This is a genomic window from Photorhabdus laumondii subsp. laumondii (assembly GCF_003343245.1).
Taxonomy (GTDB): Bacteria; Pseudomonadota; Gammaproteobacteria; order Enterobacterales; family Enterobacteriaceae; genus Photorhabdus; species Photorhabdus laumondii.
The window spans coordinates 2040037-2062226 of record NZ_CP024901.1 but is presented as its reverse complement, the minus strand read 5'-3'; the positions used below and the strand labels follow the sequence as shown (position 1 = coordinate 2062226).

At 41.3% G+C, this 22190-nt stretch carries 17 protein-coding genes and 1 pseudogene; all 18 read left to right on the top strand.

What is annotated here, in order from left to right; genetic code table 11:
• Window positions 1–16 precede the first annotated feature (16 nt).
• Window positions 17–1195, top strand: a complete 1179-nt coding sequence (locus tag PluTT01m_RS08970) for a phage tail sheath family protein (RefSeq protein ID WP_041380029.1) — start codon at window positions 17–19, stop codon at window positions 1193–1195.
• A gap of 13 nt (window positions 1196–1208) precedes the next feature.
• Window positions 1209–1667 (top strand): phage tail protein, encoded by a 459-nt coding sequence (locus PluTT01m_RS08965; protein WP_011146008.1) that lies wholly within the window; start codon window positions 1209–1211, stop codon window positions 1665–1667.
• Window positions 1664–1843: a DUF5908 family protein gene (locus tag PluTT01m_RS08960; protein ID WP_011146007.1), complete on the top strand. Its 180-nt coding sequence runs from the start codon at window positions 1664–1666 to the stop codon at window positions 1841–1843. The genes PluTT01m_RS08965 and PluTT01m_RS08960 overlap by 4 nt, the downstream gene beginning before the upstream one ends.
• Window positions 1830–2513 carry a CIS tube protein gene (locus tag PluTT01m_RS08955; protein ID WP_011146006.1) on the top strand — a complete coding sequence of 228 codons (684 nt, stop codon included), beginning with the start codon at window positions 1830–1832 and terminating at the stop codon, window positions 2511–2513. Before PluTT01m_RS08960 ends, PluTT01m_RS08955 begins: the two co-directional genes overlap by 14 nt.
• A complete protein-coding gene (locus PluTT01m_RS08950) occupies window positions 2510–4111 on the top strand; it encodes a phage baseplate assembly protein V (protein WP_011146005.1) in 1602 nt (533 codons plus the stop codon). Before PluTT01m_RS08955 ends, PluTT01m_RS08950 begins: the two co-directional genes overlap by 4 nt.
• A 300-nt stretch (window positions 4112–4411) precedes the next feature.
• Complete coding sequence (locus tag PluTT01m_RS08945; RefSeq protein WP_049789826.1) at window positions 4412–4843, top strand: GPW/gp25 family protein; 432 nt, start codon at window positions 4412–4414, stop codon at window positions 4841–4843.
• Window positions 4840–5256, top strand: coding sequence for a hypothetical protein (locus PluTT01m_RS08940; RefSeq protein ID WP_011146003.1), 417 nt, complete (start codon window positions 4840–4842; stop codon window positions 5254–5256). Before PluTT01m_RS08945 ends, PluTT01m_RS08940 begins: the two co-directional genes overlap by 4 nt.
• A gap of 43 nt (window positions 5257–5299) precedes the next feature.
• Window positions 5300–8017, top strand: a complete 2718-nt coding sequence (locus PluTT01m_RS08935; protein WP_011146002.1) for a baseplate J/gp47 family protein — start codon at window positions 5300–5302, stop codon at window positions 8015–8017.
• A complete protein-coding gene (locus PluTT01m_RS08930) occupies window positions 8010–10916 on the top strand; it encodes a baseplate wedge protein (RefSeq protein ID WP_011146001.1) in 2907 nt (968 codons plus the stop codon). Before PluTT01m_RS08935 ends, PluTT01m_RS08930 begins: the two co-directional genes overlap by 8 nt.
• 187 nt (window positions 10917–11103) lie before the next feature.
• Window positions 11104–12408, top strand: coding sequence for a tail fiber protein (locus PluTT01m_RS08925; protein ID WP_011146000.1), 1305 nt, complete (start codon window positions 11104–11106; stop codon window positions 12406–12408).
• A gap of 63 nt (window positions 12409–12471) precedes the next feature.
• Window positions 12472–14127, top strand: coding sequence for a contractile injection system tape measure protein (locus PluTT01m_RS08920; protein WP_011145999.1), 1656 nt, complete (start codon window positions 12472–12474; stop codon window positions 14125–14127).
• A gap of 9 nt (window positions 14128–14136) precedes the next feature.
• The gene (locus tag PluTT01m_RS08915) at window positions 14137–16221 is read left to right on the top strand and encodes an ATP-binding protein (RefSeq protein ID WP_011145998.1); all 2085 of its coding nucleotides are present in this window, start codon (window positions 14137–14139) and stop codon (window positions 16219–16221) included.
• A 24-nt stretch (window positions 16222–16245) separates the two neighbouring features.
• Window positions 16246–17148, top strand: coding sequence for a Pvc16 family protein (locus tag PluTT01m_RS08910; protein WP_011145997.1), 903 nt, complete (start codon window positions 16246–16248; stop codon window positions 17146–17148).
• A gap of 101 nt (window positions 17149–17249) precedes the next feature.
• A complete protein-coding gene (locus PluTT01m_RS08905; RefSeq protein ID WP_011145996.1) occupies window positions 17250–17732 on the top strand; it encodes a hypothetical protein in 483 nt (160 codons plus the stop codon).
• 338 nt (window positions 17733–18070) lie between these two features.
• The gene (locus tag PluTT01m_RS08900) at window positions 18071–18913 is read left to right on the top strand and encodes a hypothetical protein (protein ID WP_011145995.1); all 843 of its coding nucleotides are present in this window, start codon (window positions 18071–18073) and stop codon (window positions 18911–18913) included.
• A gap of 119 nt (window positions 18914–19032) precedes the next feature.
• Window positions 19033–20055, top strand: a complete 1023-nt coding sequence (locus tag PluTT01m_RS08895) for a hypothetical protein (protein ID WP_011145994.1) — start codon at window positions 19033–19035, stop codon at window positions 20053–20055.
• Between the two features lie 493 nt (window positions 20056–20548).
• Window positions 20549–21571 (top strand): Rpn family recombination-promoting nuclease/putative transposase, encoded by a 1023-nt coding sequence (locus PluTT01m_RS08890; RefSeq protein WP_011145993.1) that lies wholly within the window; start codon window positions 20549–20551, stop codon window positions 21569–21571.
• 109 nt (window positions 21572–21680) lie between these two features.
• Window positions 21681–21965, top strand: a pseudogene (locus PluTT01m_RS08885) (ISNCY family transposase); the annotation flags it as partial.
• Window positions 21966–22190: the final 225 nt, after the last annotated feature.

The window sequence follows — 22190 nt, the reverse complement described above, 5'->3', positions numbered from 1 at the left end:
CGTTAAGGAGATGATAATGGAGATAACACAGCCGAGCGTCACCATCACAGAAAATCTGATATTCCCAAAGCAAAATGACTCGTTTATCGGTATACCGGTTTTTATCGGTTATACCTCATCGCCGGTCGATAAAACCGCTATCAAGCTCCACAGCCTGGCCGATTTCGCCCGGTCATTTCCTGAGTCAGGATTAATGTACTATTCCGTGCGCCATTTCTTTGAAAACGGCGGTCAGCAAGCTTATGTGCTGTCACTGGGTACGGAGCAACAATTAAGCGATTTTTCGTCATTAATCACTGCGCTGCAACAAGCGTGGCTGGCACAAACGATTGCCGCAGAGAACGACATTACCCTGATTATCACCCCAGATGTTATCCGCTTTGATCAGACAGAAATCTCCGATACTCAACGCGATCTCTGGTTACAACTTTGGCAATCGGTGCTCAATCTTTGCAAGAGCCGGCGCGGTATCATGGGGTTATTGGATGCCCCAGACGATCCCACATTAGCCGCTAAGTGTTTACAACAGTTTTCTTCCGCTGATCGACAATGGGGCGTCGTATACTGGCCGCTGCTAAAAAGTGCCTATCAGGATAATACACAAAACCCTATCGTGCTTTCACCAACCGCCGCAGTGGCTGCCGTCATCCAGCGTAACGATAACCAACAAGGCGTCTGGACCGCACCGGCCAACATCGCGTTAAGCAAAGTGATCAGCCCGGTACGCGCTTATATCGAAGCGAATGCCCTGTTTAACCCGGATGGCACCTCACTGAATCTGGTCCGCAGCTTTCCCGGCAAAGGCATCAGGATCTGGGGATGCCGAACGTTGGAAAATACCCACGACTCCCCCTGGAGTTATATTCAGACCCGCCGTCTGGTTTCCTATATCGAAGCTTATATGACTCAACTTGGCCGAGCCTTCGTCTTTGAACCCAACAACGCTATCACCTGGATGAAATTCAAAGGTCAAGCCCACAACTGGCTACGTCAGTTATGGCTAAAGGGTGGGCTACGGGGCACCCAAGAAGATCAAGCATTTGAAGTATTACTGGGCGTTGACGAATCAATGAGAGAAGCGGATCTGCGGGCCGGAAAGATGATCATCAAGATCAGACTGGCCGTGTTAATTCCGGCGGAATTCATTGAGCTGAATCTGACATTTGATACTCGTACCGGTACCATACCTAGCTAAACAGGGGCAAAATATGCATAACCTCTATACCCCGTCAGTATCACACCGTTTTATCGCCAGTTTTCTGTTTAACAATATCCCTAGCCCACTGGATATTGCCTTTCAGCGGATATCGGGCCTGAGCCGCGAACTGCAAACGACCCAATACAGTCAAGGTGGAGAAAACGCCAGAAATGTCTGGCTGGCCGAAAAAATCCAGCATGGCAGTCTGCATCTGGAACGCGGCGTCATGACGGTGACACCACTCACTCTGATGTTTGATCGCGTCCTGCGGGGCGAAAAAGCGGTTTATGCCGATGTCGTCATCATGCTGCTGAATGAAAATTCAGTCCCCGTGGCAAGCTGGACGCTAAGTAACGCCCTGCCGGTTCGTTGGTCCACTGGCGACTTTGATGCCAATAGCAATGCCGTCTTGGTGAATTCCCTAGAATTACGTTATCAGGATATGCGCTGGTTAGGAGTGAAAGTATGACTGTCGAAATTAAAGAATTGATTATTCAGGCAAAAGTTACCGATTCCGCAAGTGACTTATTGTCCCCGCGAACATTAGCCCAGGAGGCGCTGGATAATGCCCGTCTGATTGAGATGGTAAAACAGGAGGTGTTAGACGCATTGCGTGAAGCAGGAGGCCGTTATGAGCTTAATTGAACGCGGCTTGTCCAAACTCACCCTGACTGCCTTCAAAGACCGGGAGGGGAAAATTTCCGTGGGAAGTTTACAGGCGATGTATAACCCCGATGCCATTCAACTCGATTATCAAACCCATTATCAACAGGATAAAAGTGTTAACCATACCAGAAAAAGTAGTCACTATGTGTCATCGCCACCGGCTGGCTTGTCATTAGTCCTGCTGTTTGATGCTTCCATGCCAGGCAATAATATCCCAGTAGAAACACAACTGACGACCCTGAAAGCCTTATGCGCCGTTGATGCCAGCACCCATGTGCCCCACTTCCTGAAAATCAAATGGGGCAAAATGCGCTGGGAAAACAAAAGCTATTTCGCTGGCCGGGCCAGTGGCCTTACCATTAATTACACCCTGTTTGACCGGGACGCCACCCCACTGCGAGCCAGTGCCACTTTATCTTTGGTTGCAGACGAAAGCTTTGTTATTCAGGCTACTGAGCAGCAGTTAAAATCACCACCGGTCACCACAATCAGTGTGACAGATATGCTCACCCTGCCGTTGATTGCCTTAGGCGCTGGCGCTTCTCTGGCAAGCGACATTGATTATCTCTCCCTTGCCTGGCAAAACGATCTGGATAATCTTGATGACTTCACCCCAGGGCAAACACTGCAAGCACAGGAGAAGGCATGAAAATACCTGAGATAACCATCAAGATAAGCGGCAAAACCCTCAATCAATTTACGGCTATCAACCTGACAGTAAACCACTACATCAATGGTATTCCCTCGGTTAACATCACTCTGGGTATCGCCGGCGATGCTAACTATATTTTTGATGCCAAAGCACAGGCTGAACTGGCAAACTGCCGCCCCAATAATGAACTTATTGTACAGATCCAAAAAACCATATTGTTTAAAGGGATCATTGTTCGGCAAGCACTTAAGTTCAAAGGCCAGGATAGCCTGATGACCTTGACGGCAAAACATCCATTGCAAAAATTAACAGATGGCCTCCACTCACAGCTATTCAGCAAACAAAGTGATGAAGCGATTATCAAGAAGCTATTCAGTCAGGCCGGTATACAAACGACGATAAAACAGGCCCCTCAGCTCAAAACCGTGCATGAGCAAATGGTGCAATTTCGCTGTAATGACTGGACATTCTTAAAAAGCCGACTTATCGCCACTAATACCTGGCTGCTGCCCGGCAATGAAGTCGTTACACTGATAACACCTAAAGCGCTGAATCAATCAACTGTACATACGATCCATCAGAGCACCAACGATCAGGACATTGTACTGTTTGAAGCAAACTTGCAATGGGATAACCAGCGCAGCCCCAAAACGGTCAGTGTACAGTCCTGGGACATTACCCAACAAAAACTGTCTCAGACAATTCAGGTGAAGAATAGTGGGCTTGGCAGTAATAAACTAGCGGTAGACAGCATAACTACACTGACCAATAAAGACTGGCAATGGGTTTTTAACTATCCACTGGATAATGAGCAAGCTAAATATCTTGCTCAAGGCATTATGGATAACCTGCGAAGTGATAACGTCTCCGGTAGTTTTGAAGTCGAAGGTGATAGCTGCTATCAGCCGGGTGATGTCCTCGCGCTGAATGGCTTTGGTCAGGGGATGGATGGTCAAGGGATTATCACCGGCGTGAGCCAGATAATTAATCAGCGTCAAGGCTGGCGTACCCGGTTAACCTTAGGTATGCCGCCAGATGCAGAACAGGCAGTTCCTCCGGTTAAAGAGTTGCATGTTGGTATTGTTGAAAAATACCAACCAGACAGCCAGTCACTGGGACGTATTCCGGTCAAGATACCGGCGTTAAACTTAACCAACAGTGTACTTTTTGCCCGCCTGGGTAAGCCTTATGCCAGCCATGAAAGCGGATTTTGCTTCTACCCTGAACCAGGAGATGAGGTGATTATCGGTTTCTTCGAATGCGATCCGCGCTTCCCGGTGATATTAGGTTCCATGCACAACCCGAAAAATAAAGCTCCGGTAGAACCCAGTGAAAAAAACCCAATGAAAACCTTAGTCATCAAACAAGGAGATCATCAACAGGCCTTAGTGTTCAATAATCAAGATAAAACTGTCGCGCTCAATAGCGGAAAAAACACGTTATCTCTGCAACAAGATAAAGATATCACGCTTAATTCAGCTAACAACCTCATCACCAATGCTCAGGAAATTAAAATACAGGCCGAAAAATCCCTGTCCGCCTCAGGAAAATCGGGGGTAGATATTAAAGGAGCAAAGATTAACTTAACACAATAATAAGGCAATGAAATGACAAACAAAATATTAGCCGATATTTATGGTCGGGGCTGGGCATTTCCGCCACAGTTTTTTATAGGTGAACGTATTCCTTATGAAGATTATAGTAGTGATCTGAATAAATATCTGAGTGAAAAAAAAATCGAAGCTGAACAGATAGTGAAAATCCAAGCTTGTATAAAAGAGAGTGTAATGTGCTACGACTTCCACGCAAAAATCACATCTACTCAGGTAAGTAAGCAAACAAATTTACCTAATCCCCTGAATATATTGGTTACCTATACCTTAGGAGACAGCGAAATCAGCCAAAAAATTCAAGGTGTCCTTCGTGTTAGCCAAGATGATCCGCCACAGTTTTCTATAAAAGACAACTCTCGGACTGGCATAGCAATAGCAGAAGGCACCCAAAATGTTCTCCAGAGTATAAATATTCTTTTTCTGACGGAACCCGGTGAACGAATTATGCGTGAAGACTACGGCTGTGGTCTGAATGATTACCTGTTTGCCAATATCAGTGATGAATTGATGACAGACATTCAAACCCATATTGAAGAACGGGTATTACGCTATGAACCACGCGCAGAAATTACCTCGATTCAAGTGAACCAGAGAACAAACTTGCCCAGCACTCTACATGTTCAGGTTACCTATGCGTTGAGAGGCAGCGACATCAACCAACAGATTGAAGGCGTCCTTGAGGTTAATGAAGGCCGGGTACAGGTGAGCTTATGAGTAAACAACTGGTGATTGATGGCGACAACCTGCTATTCGAACCATTGTTTGGCAACCGGCAAGTCACAATTCTGGGACCTGCGACCATTCGAGGCAGCGGACACGCCAAAATCCAAGGCAAAAAAATCGTTATTGTGGGTGACGAAAAAAAAGTACAGCTTCAAGCGCAATATATTACCCCTAGCCATCCGATACCTGGCATGGGCATAGTCACCATTGCCCAGTTAGACGCGAACCAGCAGGTAAACTTTTGTCGTACTCCCGCCACGGCAATTGTTGTCGGGCAACAATTTATCGCCCGTTTTACCCCGACCCAACCTGCTAATAATCCGTCAACTGGCCCAGATGTGACAACGCCGAGTATGGGCAAAGGCCGCTTTATTGCCAGCCAATATGCGGTCAGTGCCGGGTAAATAACCTCTTCAACCCTATTTTTAAATAACAGGTGGAATAAATATGGGACAAGCCGAGTTAGATAATAAACTCTCTGCTATTGTGCCAGATACTGTATTTAAACTTGATGAAAGAAGTACACTGGATATTTTAAACTGGCTTAAAGCTTATGCTGAAAAAATCCCTTTCGATCAAGATAAAAATCAATTCTGGGATAGTTTTTACTTTATTCAGGAAAATACTCCTGAAGAATTAGAGGATATTTACCAACATGCTAATAAAGCAGATGGCCTTTTACCGCCACATCAAGCTTTTGTTTTTGCTTTTTTAAAGTTATTAGAAACATCCAACCGATTATTAAATACCTTCCCGGCCCGACACCGCGATCTTTATTACCGGGAATTACTGGGACTAAGCCCCAGAAAAGCCCAAGCGGATAGCGTTGCTTTAGGCATTACCTTAAATACAGATAACGCAGAATATCTTATCCCTAAAGGAACCCTGTTTGATGCCGGGCAGGATAGCGTCGGCAACCCATTACAATATACATCAGAAACAGATTTACTAGCGAATCAAGGGGAACTGACCGACCTGCGTTGGTATCGGAAAGATAAGGATAGCTGGCAATCGACAATACCTCTTAGCCTCTCAGATAACATTGCATTACCTGAAAATGGTATTCAACTTTTTAGCCCGACAGCCAATGATGTGGCAGTGCTATCCGGTTATCTGATTAAATCATCTTTATTTTCTATGCCCGAAGGAGAACGCCATATCACATTGACGCTGGAAAACGATTGGGAAGGTCAAGCTGAACATCTCACCGCTAAAATCAGTACAGGAGATCACTGGTTATCGTTGTCGGTAAATCCTAATCGTACTAACAAAAACACTATTGAGCTTGAATTATCATCCACTGATGATCCTATCAGCCCGCCAGATAATCTTGATGGCATGACATTCGACATACCGGTATTAAAACTAGGCACTACTCAGAAACCCATGTTGCCCAAAATTACCGGGATTGAAATCAATATTAACGGCAACCGCAGTGTGCGCTATGCCTCTGATGGTGGTATCGAACAGACGGATACCACCAGCTCCCCCTTCGGTCAATCACCATCACTGGGTTCTGGTTTTAATCTGGTTGCCCCAGAATGGTATGGCACTGAAAACGCAACATTGACGATGACTCCTCAATGGGTTGGCTTACCGACAAGCAGTTTTTCAACATGGTATGACAAATATAATCCGAAACCTGCCAGTAATGGGGTGTTCAAAGTACAAGGTTACTTAGTCACATCTCAAAAGAGAGACGTTCTTAATGATGCTAAATCTCAGCCATTATTTGATGGAACAGGTGCCCCACAAGGGCAAAGCCTGACATTTATCTTGCCAGCAATGCATTATCCCCTCACAGACAGCCCATCGCCCAACGAATGGCCTGCATCCGTGCGCATAGAATTGGCCGAACAGGATTTTATGCACGCCCAGTACTGGCAAAATCCCACGGATAAAAATGTTCCTTATACACCACAAATCAGTGCATTGCAGATTCAATTCAGCACTACAGCTAAACCTGAACAATTCACCGTTTACCCGCTGACGCCTTTTGGTTGGGCAAACACAAACGAAGATCCCCCTTCATTCACTAACGACGCACTCTATTTGGGTTTCACTAATGTGTTACCGGGACAAACTTTATCGCTATATTGGCAGTTAGAGGGCTTTAAAGCGCTCAACTTATCCTGGTTTTATCTCAATCAGAGCAACACTTGGGGTTCATTGGATCAGCTAGTTGACGACCAGACCCATAACCTGTTTGACCAAGGTACCTGGCGCACACTACTGCCACAGGACGCGTCAAATCAGGCAACTCTGATGCCAACAGGACGATACTGGCTGAAAGCAGAAATAACCCATCAGGCTGAATCTCAGGATTACCCAAAAATTAAAGGCATACTGTACAACGCCGCCACAGCTACCTTAATCAATGCAGAACTCGTTGAAACTGACCACTTTATCAATGGATTACCCGCCGACAGTATTACACAACCGGTCAATGCGTTAGTTGCTATCGATAGTATCAATCAGCCTTGGGTATCCTGGAACGGCCGCCCGGAAGAGACAGAACAAGCCTTTCTGACACGGGTTTCTGCCCGGTTGTCCCACCGTAACCGGGTACTGAGCTGGGATAACATTGTCACTTTATTGAAAGAACAATTCGTCAGCTTATTTGATGTTAAATACCCTTCTGCCAGTGAGTTAACTAAAATCCCGGCACAGAAAGAACAACAACTGATTGCGATCCCCGACAGTCGCTACAAAGATAACGATGATGCGCTACGCCCGATTCTGAATCCGGCCCGACTGGCGGAAATGGTCGACTGGATAAGCCAACTCAGCAGTCCCTGGACCACCCTCAAAATCAACAACCCGACCTACGTTGACGTGCTGATCAGCTATCAACTGGTGTTTGTCACAGGGATTAATCCCGACTACGGCCGTCATCAGTTACAACAGGAACTCAGTCGAAAATATATGCCGTGGGCAGAAGATAGCGCTATCGGCGTCACAACCGGTAATCGCATTGATTACTACCCATTATTAGCCACGATTCAGCAGTCACCTTTAGTTGAACGAGTCACCAACTTAACGTTGAAAAAATCGTCCCAAACCGCAGGAGCAGTCGGCGACAGTGTAGAAGCTGCTGATAATGAAGTACTGATTTTGGTTTGGTCAGAAAATAGTTCCACTAATAAAGGAGCAGACAGTGAATAATCAAGACGCCCTGTTTCCCATCGTTAAAGACGATATCGCCTTTGAGACCTTACTCACTCAAGCTAAGACGGTCATTGAGCAACAGTCTGGGCAACTCTGGAGCAATACCGAAGAAAATGATCCCGGTATTACCTTATTAGAAGCCTGTTGTTACGGCGCATCTGATCTCGCCTATCGCCATTCGCTACCCCTGCGCGATTTGCTTACCCCCGAAAAACAAGAGCAGACACTGGGTGATGGCATTTTTCCACAGGAATTCGGCCCACAACAAATGCTGACCTGTGGCCCGATCACTGCGGAAGATTATCGCCGGGCTTTACTGGACTTACATAGCAGCGACACCGACAATGAAACAAGTGAAGATTATTTTTTCTTTAACGATGTACGGCTTATTTGCGAACCTGAAAGTGAACGTTATAAGTACTGGTATAACAAAGAAAGCCGTGAATACAGTTTTATTCAAGAACAAGAACAAGAACAAGAACAAGAACAATTACAGTTAACACTAAGAGGAAACTATTGGCTTTATTTACTTCCCAACCGGGAAACGGAAGATGATAAAACACTGACTCAGAAAAGGCTCAATGATTTCCTAAAAGATAACCGTAATCTGGGGGAATCCGTCAGTAAAATTATCTGGCTGCAACCCGTGGATTTCTTATTGCAGCTTGATATTGAACTTGATGATGATGTCAGTGATCTTGCTGATATATTTGCCCAAGTTTATATGACAACGGAACAAATGGTGCTTACAAGCCCATTACGCTATAGCACCCAAGCTATGATTGAACAAGGTTACAGTAATGAAGAGATATTTGAAGGCCCTTATTTACATCACGGTTGGATACCGGAATTATCGGCGGCTAAAGATTACACCAAGCCGACAGAATTAAAGCTCAGCCATCTGGCTAATCGTTTACTGGCTATTCCCGGAGTACAAAATATTACCCGATTGGCATTAGGCAAGCATGATGAAAACATTTCTCCGCTGGCGGACGATAGTTGGTCCTGGACAATCGCTCAAGGATACTATCCCAGGCTATGGGGTAACGATCCCTTAGACTTAATTTCCTCATCAGCAAGCCCACTCACTATTACCGCCAAAGGCGGAGTAAAAATCACTGTTTCTAAACAAGATATAGAGAACAAAATCATTGCAGAACCCTTGATTGAAACACAGCCCGAATTACTAAACTGGGGCAAACATCGTAAAGTCCTGGATTACTATCCAGTCAGCAATAAGTTACCTGCCTGCTATGGATTACAGACCTATGCGGAGACTCAACAACAAGTGCACTTGCACCAATTTATGTTGCCTTTTGAGCAAATGCTGGCTAATGGCTGTGCTGAACTCGCTCTCTTGCCGAAACTGTTAGCATTTAAACAACGGGGAAATACGGTATACGGTACACAATGGCCTTTTAAAGCGAATACTGTCGGTCAGCAAGTCCATCAGGAAATCATGCCCGATTTAATCAAACAACTAAATAATGATTCCCAAATTAACAGTGATGACGGTATCCATTCACAAAATTACACAAAAGAACTATCAATCCTGAATTACTTATTGGAATATTTTGGTACCCATCGTGCGGCCAGACCACTCACTCTGGATTCACTGGATTTTCTCTCTACTCAACGTGGCTATTTGGCACAGCAACCCGAATTAACCTATCAACGTAATAACATTCGTATTGATAAAGTATCAGCGCTTCAGAAACGTATTGCTGCCCGGCTTGGTTTGGGAGGAAAGTGTTTCGAGGAAACCTCAAAGCTGGATGAACTTCCTTTCTACCTGATTGAACATCGACAGTTATTACCGGTAAAACCTGACACGAAATTCGACAAGGAGCAAAAACCCGATAAGCTGAAAATAAAAAGCGTACCCAATTCTAAAAACCAACAATTAATCATTACCCAAAATGGGACAACGGGCCAGCTATTGTATGGTCAGGTCATTAATCTAATTATTAAAGAAAAAGAAAATCAAGATATTAGAGTAAAATTCATATTACGAGGCCAAATGATCACAGATATTACAGGAGAGTCATTTATTCTTGACACCCGTAATAGCACGGCTTTAGCACGTAGTTTGATCGACGTACAGAACGCATATAATGACGGTAATCTATACTGGTGTAATAGCCCGGTATGGATGGAAGATATGGATTATCAACTGGTTTATGCCAGTGAGATATATCAAACGGGAACAGAAAATGAACGCTGGATTACCTCCAGCCCCCAAAGTCCCTTCCCTGCCATGATCGAAGAAAATGATGAAATTACACTGAAATATGTAATTACCCCATCCGGGCCGAAGAAATCTGATCATGAACTCAAGGCAAACGTCATTAAATTTGATCGTATTCAAGGCAAGATATTAATTAAACTCACCCAGGACTCACAGGATAATTTTCCATTAGCGGCAGACGCCTGGCGCTATCGTTGGTATTTCTCCAGCGAAAAATATGCTTTAGCCGATCGCTTTTCATTTGTAGTCAGTATGGTGATTAATAGCCAACTCGTTAAAAATGACGACGTTGATCCTTACAAATTGGAATCTTGGGCGAAAACCGAAATTTTGGCTGAATTTCCCGCTCATCTTTCCATGATTATCCACTGGCTGTCACCGGAAGATTTTAAAGATTTTGTCAGTACCTATCAACGCTGGCAAAATAATGGCGCTCCCTTAGGGGACGAGGCATACCATGTTTTAGAAACTTTAACCCTGGGAAGATTACCTTCTGCCGCAACAGGTATTGGTAATATGAGAATTGCTACCGCACAGCAACGTATTGGTGTGGTTGGTGAATCCGGTAAAGAATGGAATACAGAAGTGATTATTAGTAATCAGTTAGTGTATGTACCTTATACTGGAGAAAATTTAAATAAACGCTGACTTTAATCATGAATATAGAAAAATATCGATTAAAAACGCTCATGTTTAATTTTCAAATGATAAAGAAATTAATTTACTTTAACAAAATAAATATTAACCTTACATTAAATCAAGTATCTTTTTTAATTTTCATTTAATTATAATGAAAAACTCATAATCATTTCACATTATACAAAAGGTGATATAAATGGAAAAAGAACATAATCCATATAATTCAGAAACCAATTTAGAAACCAATTTAGAAAATACCAATATTAAATCAACGGGTCCTTCAGCCGATGATTTAAAAAGCCGTTTTAAAGAAGGCAGTATTCCATTACAAACCGATTATGCCGACTTGATTGATATTGCGGATATTGGCCGCCGGGCTGTAGGCAAAGCACCAGATCAAACTAATAATCCAAATTCAGCGTTGGAACTAGATGACAACTCTGGGCTAAAAATAAAAATTAACTCCACCGGCGGTTTAAAAGCAGATCAAGACGGATTAAGTGTAAAACTTAAGGATAAAAGCTTATTAGCTGACCCTAACGGATTAGCAGTCAATGCCGGTAGAGGGGTAAAAATTAATAACGATCAGCTTGAAGTCGATGGTTATCATGGTATTGAAATAGTTAACGAAGGTGTAAAAGTTAAAGCAAGTAATGGGATTAATGTTAATAGCGATGGTGTTTCAGTTAAAGCGGGTAATGGCATTTCTGTTAGTGGAAAGGGAGTGGAAGTTAAGGCTAAAGATAAAGGTAGTATTTCCGTTGATTCGGATGGTATAGCTGTTAAGTATTGGGATGGTGGAGGTATTGTAGCAACTGATAATTCCGGTCTCTATTTGAAATTAGAAGGGGGAAATACAAACAATGGTTGGAGTGGTGTAAGTGGTTTGAGCCTGAGTAAAAATGGTGTAAAAGTCAAAGCGGGTAACGGTATCACGGTTGATTCAAGCGGCGTCAGTATTGATCCCAAAACAGTACTCCCTAAAGGAATGATTGTGATGTTTTCTGGTAGTAGTGCTCCTACTGGATGGGCTTTTTGTGATGGTAATCATGGAACCCCAGACTTAAGAAGCCGTTTTGTCATGTGCAGTGAAACTATTTCTGAAACAGGGAAAAGCAGTAATAAAGCTAGTGGGAGTGGAAATGGAAAAAACTATTCCAGAAATACAACATCAACGACGGTTTCTGTTAGTGTTACTGTGAAAAATACGACATTAACAGAATCACAAATACCTTATCATTACCATATTGGAGGTATGGGTTATTGGACTAATAAGGGAATGAAATATGGTACCGAATATTACAGCGAGTATGCTTCATATATACGTAATGATCTGGATAGTGTAATGCAATCAGCCAATGGCGCGAGATACGCATACACATCACCCTCAGGAGGAGGACAAGGACATAATCACCCAGCAACAGCATCATCCCCTTCACATGATCATAGCGTTAATGTAATTCCACCTTATTACTTATTAGCCTTTATTATGAAACTTTAATTCTATTCTACAAATACAGATTTAAATTACCTATTATTTACTCATTACCAAGGAAATATCAATATGACTTCGGAGCCAAATCTGTTAAATCGGATTACCATTACTATTGAGGCTAACAATCAGCAGGTAGCTAAGAAAGTATTGCATGGCTCCCTGCTTAATCAAGCCAATATAAATAACTTATTCAATACATTATTCACTCAATATCCTATTAATAAGGATATCTATTTAGAAACATTAACCTTGGATCTTGGCGAAATAAATTTTCACGACTTTAATTCATTGTTTCCTGCTCGCCTCAAGGTTGCACTGATTAAAGCACTAAGCCAATATCAGATAAATAATAAGGAAGAAATTCACCTGAATGCACCAATACCAAATAAAATCACCCATAATTCTTCTTTATCTGGTGATAATAACTTTATTAATGCAGAGAATTTCATTCACTTCTTATATCAAAAAGATCCCCAATTAAATCCAGCGGAGGCAATAGCGAATAATAAAAACAGTGATATCAAGATTAAGAAATTAATAAATCAATTAACACGAATAGACAACAAATCAGCATTACTATTAGCAAAAAGCTGTTTATCTGAACATAGCCTGCAACGGCTTTTAACTATCAAACAACCCGCTTTATTGAGCGCCATCAACCGCAGATTATCCGAAAACATAAATAAACCACAACACCAAGAGGCGCTTGCCTCCTCCGGGCAACTGATACTCAATGCACTGGAATATATACAGCGACATAATGCACAGGAACTAGTTAAACCCGATGCAAAAATCATCTCGCGTATTACAACTGAGCTCAATAACGGTACACTTAATGCCGCGTCTGTTATTACATTATTTCGCCAGGCTATGACCGACAATATCCCATTAAATAGTTGGCTAAAACAACTCTGGCAAACAGTTGCTATTTCACAGCTTTGCCAACAGCACCTGTCGGTTGAAGAACACCAATATCTATTGGCATGCTTTATACCAAACCACACGGATAAAAATAGATCTGAGATAAAACCCTCCATGGGTGGCGATAACTCTTCAAACGATCAGAAATATCAACATCCGACAAATCAAAAAGTAATTGCCGAAGATCCGCAAGCATTATCAATATCAGATAACCCATCGGTTATTAGAGGAAATAACCTCAACCCACTTCAAACCATCAACAAACCATACTCTGAACAGACTTTATTACCTGAACACCTTTTTCCACGCCCAGTAAATAATGCCGGGATATTAATTTTGTGGCCGATGCTACCCGCACTGTTTAATCAACTTGGCCTGCTCGAAGCACAGAAATTTATCCATCATCAGGCTCAGTTCAATGCCGTTGATTTACTTGACTACCTGATTTGGGGCACCGAAGAGAGACCAGCAGAAAGAAAAGTACTGAATAACGTTCTGTGTGGATTAATGGCCGACGAAATGATTGAATTAACTCCTGTTGAGCCGGAAAAACAGTTGATAATAGATCAATGGCTGGATGCCGTTATCAGCCAACTTCCCGGCTGGAAAAAATTAAGCCGTAATGATGTCCGTCAACTGTTTTTACAACGACCGGGTGAATTACTGGCAGACGAGCAAGAAATCAAAATCTCCATCCAGCATCAGCCATTTGATGCGCTGTTGGCTGATTGGCCGTGGCCATTAAATATCGCCAAACTTCCCTGGCTGGATCGCCCTTTAAAGATTGACTGGAAAAATATTTAGAAGGTTTATATGGATTACCCGCTGATAAATAACCACGATATAACGGCAAAATCACACTGGATTTATCCCCATTTAGAACGTATCGATTTGCGGTTACAGCATTACTATTATCAAAAATGTGATAAATACGATTCCTTACCGGAAAGTTTTTTACTCGCAGAAGATAAATTAGAACAACGTCTGGCAAGACCACAGGGCATTCCCCATTGGCTAACTAAACCAGATGATATTATCAGCCACCCAGCAGCAAAGGAAAATACTGTCCCTGATGCATTGTCATTATTAGTCGAACGTTTCGAACTGACTGAATTTGAACGGGATACCTTGTTATTAGGTTTATTGCCGCATTTTGACAGCCGTTATCATGCACTATTTGCTGCTCTCAATGGTAACAGTAAAAAACAGTGGCCGAGTTTTGCTTTAGCGATTGAATTATTTAGCCAATGTCAAAGTGATCGACAATTACTGCAAAACAGTTTTTTACCGCAAACACCATTAATCAACAACCAACTACTACGGCTTAATAATCAAGAAGAACCAATCTGGTTACAAACACAATTTTTAACTCATAACTCGGTATGGCATTTTTTATCGGGGCAACGAGTTATTCTACCGCCATTAATAACCTGTGCTAATTGGCATACTCCAGCCCCACATAATTGGTATCCGCAAACTCTTTATCATTCATTTAAGAAAATATTATTGAATGACACCAACGAAATACAGCCATTAATCATACTCAGAGGAAAACAGGACAGCGCCAGAGAATTAGCAGTCAGTAATATTATGGCATCTCATGGCATCAATACCTTAACGCTTGATTTAGCCCTTCTGCCAGATGACGAGAACCCAACGGAAATAACTCACTTGCTAGCGGATACAATCCGAGAAACCCGGCTACATAACGCTTGTTTATTAATTCGCAATTTTTCTTTGCTTACAGAGGCAAAGAAAATATTACATCGCAATTTATCTATTTTGTTGAATCAGCCGAAATTACGTGTGGTTTGCTTGGCAGAGCCGGGAGATATATTAGTCTGGATTAAGCACCAACCAATGGTACAAATTAATATGCCCATTGCGACATTGGCGGATAAGCAAACCTTGCTAAAAGCAAGCTTACCGGAGAATATCGCGCAAAAAATTAATATTACTCGGCTTTGTCAGCGCTTCTCTTTTACCGCGGAAACATTACCACTCATTGTTGAAGAAGCACATCAATACCAAATGATTCGGCAACCAGAAGGCCAGCTGGAAGAAACTGATTTACGTAAGGCATTAAGTTTCCGTGCTCAACAAAATTTTGGTAAATTAGCCCAACGAATCACCCCAAAACGCAGTTTTAGCGATTTAGTGGTTTCAGATATGTTAGCGCAACAGTTAAAAGAGATCGTCGCAGCCATTAATTACCGTGACCAAATTCTAAGCGCTGGATTTCAGGAAAAAATCAGCTACGGTACCGGTATTAGCGCGCTATTTTACGGTGAATCAGGTACCGGCAAAACAATGGCCGCAGAAGTGATTGCCGGGTATCTTGGCGTCGATTTAATTAAAGTAGATCTCTCAACCGTAGTGAATAAATATATTGGCGAAACGGAAAAAAATATCTCCCGTATTTTCGATCTGGCCGAAGCCGATTCCGGGGTACTATTTTTCGATGAAGCCGATGCTTTATTTGGCAAACGCAGTGAAACTAAAGATGCCCAAGACAGACATGCCAATATTGAAGTTTCTTATCTGCTACAACGACTAGAAAATTATCCGGGATTAGTGATTTTAGCCACCAATAACCGTAGCCACCTTGACAGCGCGTTTAATCGCCGCTTTACTTTTATTACTCGTTTTACTTACCCTGATGAAAAATTACGTAAAAAAATGTGGCAAAAAATCTGGCCGGAACAATTGACACTATCCAATGAAATTGACTTTTCCCATCTGGCTAAACGGGCTGATTTAACCGGGGCTAATATCAGGAATATTGCTTTATTGTCATCAATATTATCAGCAGATGATAACTGTCAACAAATCGAAAATAAACATATAGAACGAGCCGTGATACTTGAATTAAATAAAACGGGACGGCTAGCTTTTTAAAAACTTAGTAGAATTGGAGTCAACATGACAATCATAATTGCTTCTGATAACGCGATTATCGAAATTAATCAAGCATTAAATACCATTTTATCCCAATATTTAAATATTACTGGTCAGAATATTGATATTCGTTTTGATCTACCCGAAATTAATTCCATTCAATCAGAACCGACGGTCAGTGTATTTCTTTATGAGATACATGAAGATCTACAATTACGTTCTGCCGAATCAAGACGTTATAACCCATCAACTAACACATTATTACCGGGATGGGTCAATATCAATTGTAACTATTTAATTACCTACTGGGATGCCAGTAAGCCCTCCAGTGACAGCTCCAGCCCAGACAGCCAACCCAATAATCAAGCGGCACAAGTGATGACTCGCATTTTAAATGCATTAATTAACAACCGTCAATTAACCGGTCTTCCCGGTGCCTATACCAGAATTATTCCACAACAAGAAAACCTAAACAGTCTGGGTAATTTCTGGCAAGCTCTCGGTAATCGTCCTCGCCTTTCTTTACTTTATTCCATTACTGTACCTATGAAATTGAAAAATATTGAAGACAATGTAATCCCAGTCAGTAAAATATCCGCTTCTGTGGACCAAAAACCCAATCTGGATAACTCACAAATAAACCAGGCTTTAATAGATAAATTATGTGTAGAATTAGGCGGTACAGAAGATGTACGTCTTGCCTTGGCTAAAGTGAATCTGACAACCAAACCTGATACAGAAAATAATCAAAATCAGGAAAATGAAAGTGTTATTGTTGAAGTTTCGGGTATTACTAGCGTAACTTATTTACCACAAATAAAAGATACACTTACCAAATGGAAAAGCAGTCAAGAGGCTATTGTTAAGATAAATGGTGTTAGCATTGTTGTTTCTAAAGAAAATGCTGATAAGCTAATTGGGATTTAAACTTAATTTTTATACTAAAATAACAAACAATCATTCACCTAATAAATAATTATATAGGATAAGGCGATCTCTCTAAAATTCATGAAAAAATCAAAAAAGTATTGAAAAAAGAAGACACAGAACCATTGGAACTTATAGGCGTTACTGTTGAAGGAATAATCGAGGAAATGAAAAAAACTGATGAAAAATATGGACAATATGAATACAAAGATGAAGATATAACGAGTTATCCTATAGCTTGGACGAATCCTGATAATGGAAAAATTTATATAGGAATAAATTCTCCAGAATACTCGCATTTGAATAATAAAGGAGAATCTGAGCTCAATTTGGCAAAAATAATATCTACAATAATTCATGAAAGCCTTCATGCGTCATCACATCAGCATAAAGGCTTACAGTCTCAAACTGATACAGGAGCAGACAACCTAAACTATGATGAATATGTGACAGACTATTTTGCAAGAGAAGTTTATAAACAAATATTACCCGATAAAGACTATGTTGCCAATTGTTTTACTAAGGGATTAGGCGGTGAAAATAAAATATGGGGAGGAAACATTGTTGAATTTATGATTCAATAAAAACATGCCTCTTTGGAAGAAATAAGATAAGCTTATACAGAAGGTAAACCATTTAATAAACTAGATGGTAAATTACTAGAGGATTGGAAAAAATATGAAAAATTGGGGAAAAATACCTGACCTACCTAATCAAAATTAATGGATGAAGTTATCTCAGTCAGATTAATTATAGAGTCTTAATAAATAAAAAAACAATCTCTCATATGAATATTGAAGTACAAAATATCCAGTGAGTTATTTAAAAGAATACCAATCTATTTATTTTCATAGTCATGCATATTGCACTTGCCATGCTAAATCTTGCAATATATTTATTAAAATAATCATAAGGTGATAACATGTTCAGCACATATTCTAGTAAAAATGACAACCAAACAATAAATAAAATAAACACAGAAGAAAAACATGAAAACACAGAAACCGATAATCACTTGGAAATAAACTTAGAGCATACAGGGAAAAGTAAACCGGATATAGAACCAAAAGATGTCACTACAGGTACCATTAATGCAGGTACTCTTCTATATAAAACGACCGCTATCCCAGAGTTTTTAGACAACGCAAAGAGCCTGGGTTTAGCAGAATATGAGAAACGACATAAAGATATACAAGATTACTTAAACCTAGGTAAAGCTGAGGATGCTGAGAAACTCAAAAATAAGTCACAGTGGGCAGGGCAATATTTCGCCTTAGAAAAAAGTTATGATGAATATGCAAATGAAGCGCCAGATAGCTACAATAACCTACTGAAAAACGCTGGAAAAGACCTGCTGGAAAATACAGAAGAAGTCAAAGTTTTCTTGTACACATTTAAAGTAACAAAAGATATCAAAGTTCTCAAACCACACAACAATTCTAATTCTTACTATGTAGGCGATACAGAAGGTTGGGAAAAAGCAAAAGAGATAATGAATGATGTTCAATCTCAATCCGAAAAGAATGACAATCCATTTCCCGAGTTAAAAAACCTAGAAGACAAAAATTTTCTCCTGGAAGAACTTGGAGAGAAAGGATATGCATGGATGGGGCCACTCCATGCAAAAGAAGGAGCAGAGAAAGGAACTGAATTCTCTTACGAGCTCGCAATCAGTCCAAACTTATTACGCCAGCACCTCACTTTGGAATCAGAAGAATTACTTGGTACCTACAAGAACCGATATGGTTATTGGGACAAGAAGTGAGATTTTTAACTTCGCAAAAGGAAACTGTAATTTTAAAACCTATCATTGGAAAATAAACCTTTCAAATAAATAAAAAATCTACAGATAACAAATCTAACTATAATAAAGGATTTATAAATATGCCAAGATATTCTAATTCTCAGAGAACCCCTACACAAAGTACTAAAAATACCCGTAGAACATCTCCATCATCAAACTCTTCTACTGAACATCTTTCACTTTCAAATGCTCCGACTAATGACTCCTCCGTTCGCCAAGAAGTTAAGGAAAAATTTATTTGGGAAGGTCATTGGGAAGGTCATATGGAGGCAATTGAAAAAGCGTCCATACTTGGTAATTTTGCTGTCAGTTTTCGGGCCGCAGGTAAACCAACACTCGAAGCTTTGGGTAAAGGTGCCGCAGCTAAGGGCCATGATATTCTGGAAAAAACCATTAAACCCGGTTCAATTGAAAAAGCATATCCTGAAAACGAAGCTTCAGATGTCATAAAGAAAGTGCGGGAAGCGGGTATTGAAGGTTATGTCGGTCACTGGAATAAAGAAACGGGACGTCTCGAAGGTATTTATATGAGCAGCGGTCACGGTTTACCAAATGGACAGGTCAATGGGAAAATTTATCCCATAGATTTAAACAACCTCGAAGCAAGTCTGGCTCCTTTAAAAGAAAAAAAGAACTGGGCTGCGCTGCCTTTCACCGGTGATTATGATATGCATGACATGATTAGTTTCACCACTCAGCCACATTCAGTGCCATCCAATTCATCAGAAGAAAAAAAAATTATCGATCGCATTAACGAATATATCGCTAAATCTGATTCAAACCGGCCATTTGAAGATATAGAACATAATGTTATCAGGCATGGTCCTCAAGTAAGCTATCCTGCTTTTGCGATGGATAAAGAAAAAAAAGAGATAAAGGAACGCGGGGGAATTGTTAAAGCCGTTGCTGAACCCGGCGAATTTCCGGTTGCTATCGTCAGTAAAGGGAAATGGACAATTGCCAATAATATCAATGAACTGGAGCAATTCTATAATAGTATTGGCGCAAAAATGAAAGCAAGCTGGAAACCCGGCGCTGGAAATCCCGGATTCGTTTCCAATCCACAAAAACCAGGAATGGCCCGATTTAGCCGGAAAAAATAAAATAAATTATTATTACGTCAACAACATCCTGCAAAATAAAGAGGATTTTGGCCTATTTTATGTCACTCAACATTACACATGGGAAATCTTTAATACATAAAGATCTAACAGAATTTCCTGAAATTGAAGCAGAGATTTTGTTGCTGCCTAAATAACACTTCAAAATAAGTAATCATCTGGAAAGAACTCAGACAAATTTTTGCGATCTGAACATCCAAGATTAACGGAAATATAAGTAATCGATATTTTGACAAAAGGATTATCATTATGCGAATGCAAGTTAAAAACTGATTGAAATGAATGGCTTTCATAAAGTAGTTGTTGTAAATATAATATTTTCTCGTTTTTCCTTTTCTGATATTTGATTCTTTAGGCTCTTCTATTAATGCATTCGGTAAAGATTTGCCTGAGAAAATATGCGAAGATGTTTTTTGTAACTTGGTAAAAACACTATAAATGGTAATGACTAACTAATAAGACAGAGAAACAGATTGTGGCAAAGAAAGAAAAACGGCCTCACCATGACGCGCTATTCAAACATTTTTTAACACAGCCCGAAACGGCCAGAGAATTTCTATCCCTTTATTTGCCCGAAGAGATCCAGTTGTTGTGTGATTTAGCCACATTGAAACTGGAGCCCGGCAGTTTTGTGGATGAGCATTTACGTCAACTGCACAGTGATGTGTTGTACTCGGTCGAAACGGCCCGGGGACAGGGCTATATCTATTGTCTGATTGAACATCAATCCACCCCTGACCCGTTGATGGCCTGGCGACTGATGTATTACGCCATGTTAGCGATGGCGGCTCACCTGAAAAAAGGCCATACTGAACTTCCTTTGGTGGCACCTCTGCTGTTTTATCATGGTGAGATTCGGCCGTATCCTTACTCAAACCGGTGGCTGGATTGTTTCACGCTCCCCGAACAGGCGGCTCGCTTATACCGTCAGGCGTTTCCGTTGGTGGACGTCAGTGTGCTCAGCGATGAAGAGATCCTGACGCATAAAGGGGTTGCCCTGATGGAGCTGGTGCAAAAACATATTCGCTGTCGGGATATGCAGGAATGGCTCCTCCAATTGGTGGAACTCTTGAATGCGGGGTATAATACAACTGAGCAGCGCAATGTGGTGTTACGCTATATTTTACTGAATGGACATACGCCGGATCTCTCACAATTTGTCCATCAACTGATTGAACAATCTCCGGAGCATGAAACGATGTTGATGACTATTGCAGAACAGCTTGAACAAAAAGGGCTTGAGCGAGGTATCAAGCAAGGCATTGAGCAAGGTATTGAGCAAGGTATTGAGCAAGGCATTGAGCAAGGTATTGAGCAAGGTATTGAGCAGGGTATTGAACAAGGTATTGAGCAGGGTATTGTGCAAGGCCGAGAGGAAGGCCGAGCGGAAGGTAAACTGGAAACGGCTCGTGCCTTATTACGGCATGGCGTGAGTTTGGACATTATTGTCACCAGTACCGGACTGAGCCGGGATAAAATTGAAACGTTAAAGCATTAAATTAATCTTCTCTTTGTACAGCAAAATGCCGATATTTAAGATCGGCATTTTTGTTCTTATTCAGGATGATGGTTACTTTTACGTTTGCCCGGCGAAGCTGAAACCGGTCAGACTGAAACAGCAATCTCCGGAGCATGAAACGATGTTGATGACTATTGCAGAACAGCTTGAACAAAAAGGGCTTGAGCGAGGTATCAAGCAAGGTATTGAGCAAGGTATTGAGCAGGGTATTGAACAAGGTATTGAGCAAGGTATTGTGCAAGGCCGAAAGGAAGGCCGAGCGGAAGGTAAACTGGAAACGGCTCGTGCCTTATTACGGCATGGCGTGAGTTTGGACATTATTGTCACCAGTACCGGACTGAGCCGGGATAAAATTGAAACGTTAAAGCATTAAATTAATCTTCTCTTTGTACAGCAAAATGCCGATATTTAAGATCGGCATTTTTGTTCTTATTTATAGGGAGAGAAATGACACCTTAAGAGCATGGGGAATGCGATTAGGTGAGCTGTTTGCGGAAACAAAATAACTTGTTCTGTTTCGTCAAAACCTTGATGTTCATGCGCCTGATGTAACCGTTTATTATTGATTTTTGCATCCGAACAGAGTTCATAAAAAAGC

Coding starts and splice junctions, on each gene's coding strand:
- PluTT01m_RS08970 (WP_041380029.1), top strand. CDS start 17: ATGGAGATAACACAGCCGAGCGTCACCATCACAGAAAATCTGATATTC.
- PluTT01m_RS08965 (WP_011146008.1), top strand. CDS start 1,209: ATGCATAACCTCTATACCCCGTCAGTATCACACCGTTTTATCGCCAGT.
- PluTT01m_RS08960 (WP_011146007.1), top strand. CDS start 1,664: ATGACTGTCGAAATTAAAGAATTGATTATTCAGGCAAAAGTTACCGAT.
- PluTT01m_RS08955 (WP_011146006.1), top strand. CDS start 1,830: ATGAGCTTAATTGAACGCGGCTTGTCCAAACTCACCCTGACTGCCTTC.
- PluTT01m_RS08950 (WP_011146005.1), top strand. CDS start 2,510: ATGAAAATACCTGAGATAACCATCAAGATAAGCGGCAAAACCCTCAAT.
- PluTT01m_RS08940 (WP_011146003.1), top strand. CDS start 4,840: ATGAGTAAACAACTGGTGATTGATGGCGACAACCTGCTATTCGAACCA.
- PluTT01m_RS08935 (WP_011146002.1), top strand. CDS start 5,300: ATGGGACAAGCCGAGTTAGATAATAAACTCTCTGCTATTGTGCCAGAT.
- PluTT01m_RS08925 (WP_011146000.1), top strand. CDS start 11,104: ATGGAAAAAGAACATAATCCATATAATTCAGAAACCAATTTAGAAACC.
- PluTT01m_RS08920 (WP_011145999.1), top strand. CDS start 12,472: ATGACTTCGGAGCCAAATCTGTTAAATCGGATTACCATTACTATTGAG.
- PluTT01m_RS08915 (WP_011145998.1), top strand. CDS start 14,137: ATGGATTACCCGCTGATAAATAACCACGATATAACGGCAAAATCACAC.
- PluTT01m_RS08910 (WP_011145997.1), top strand. CDS start 16,246: ATGACAATCATAATTGCTTCTGATAACGCGATTATCGAAATTAATCAA.
- PluTT01m_RS08900 (WP_011145995.1), top strand. CDS start 18,071: ATGTTCAGCACATATTCTAGTAAAAATGACAACCAAACAATAAATAAA.
- PluTT01m_RS08895 (WP_011145994.1), top strand. CDS start 19,033: ATGCCAAGATATTCTAATTCTCAGAGAACCCCTACACAAAGTACTAAA.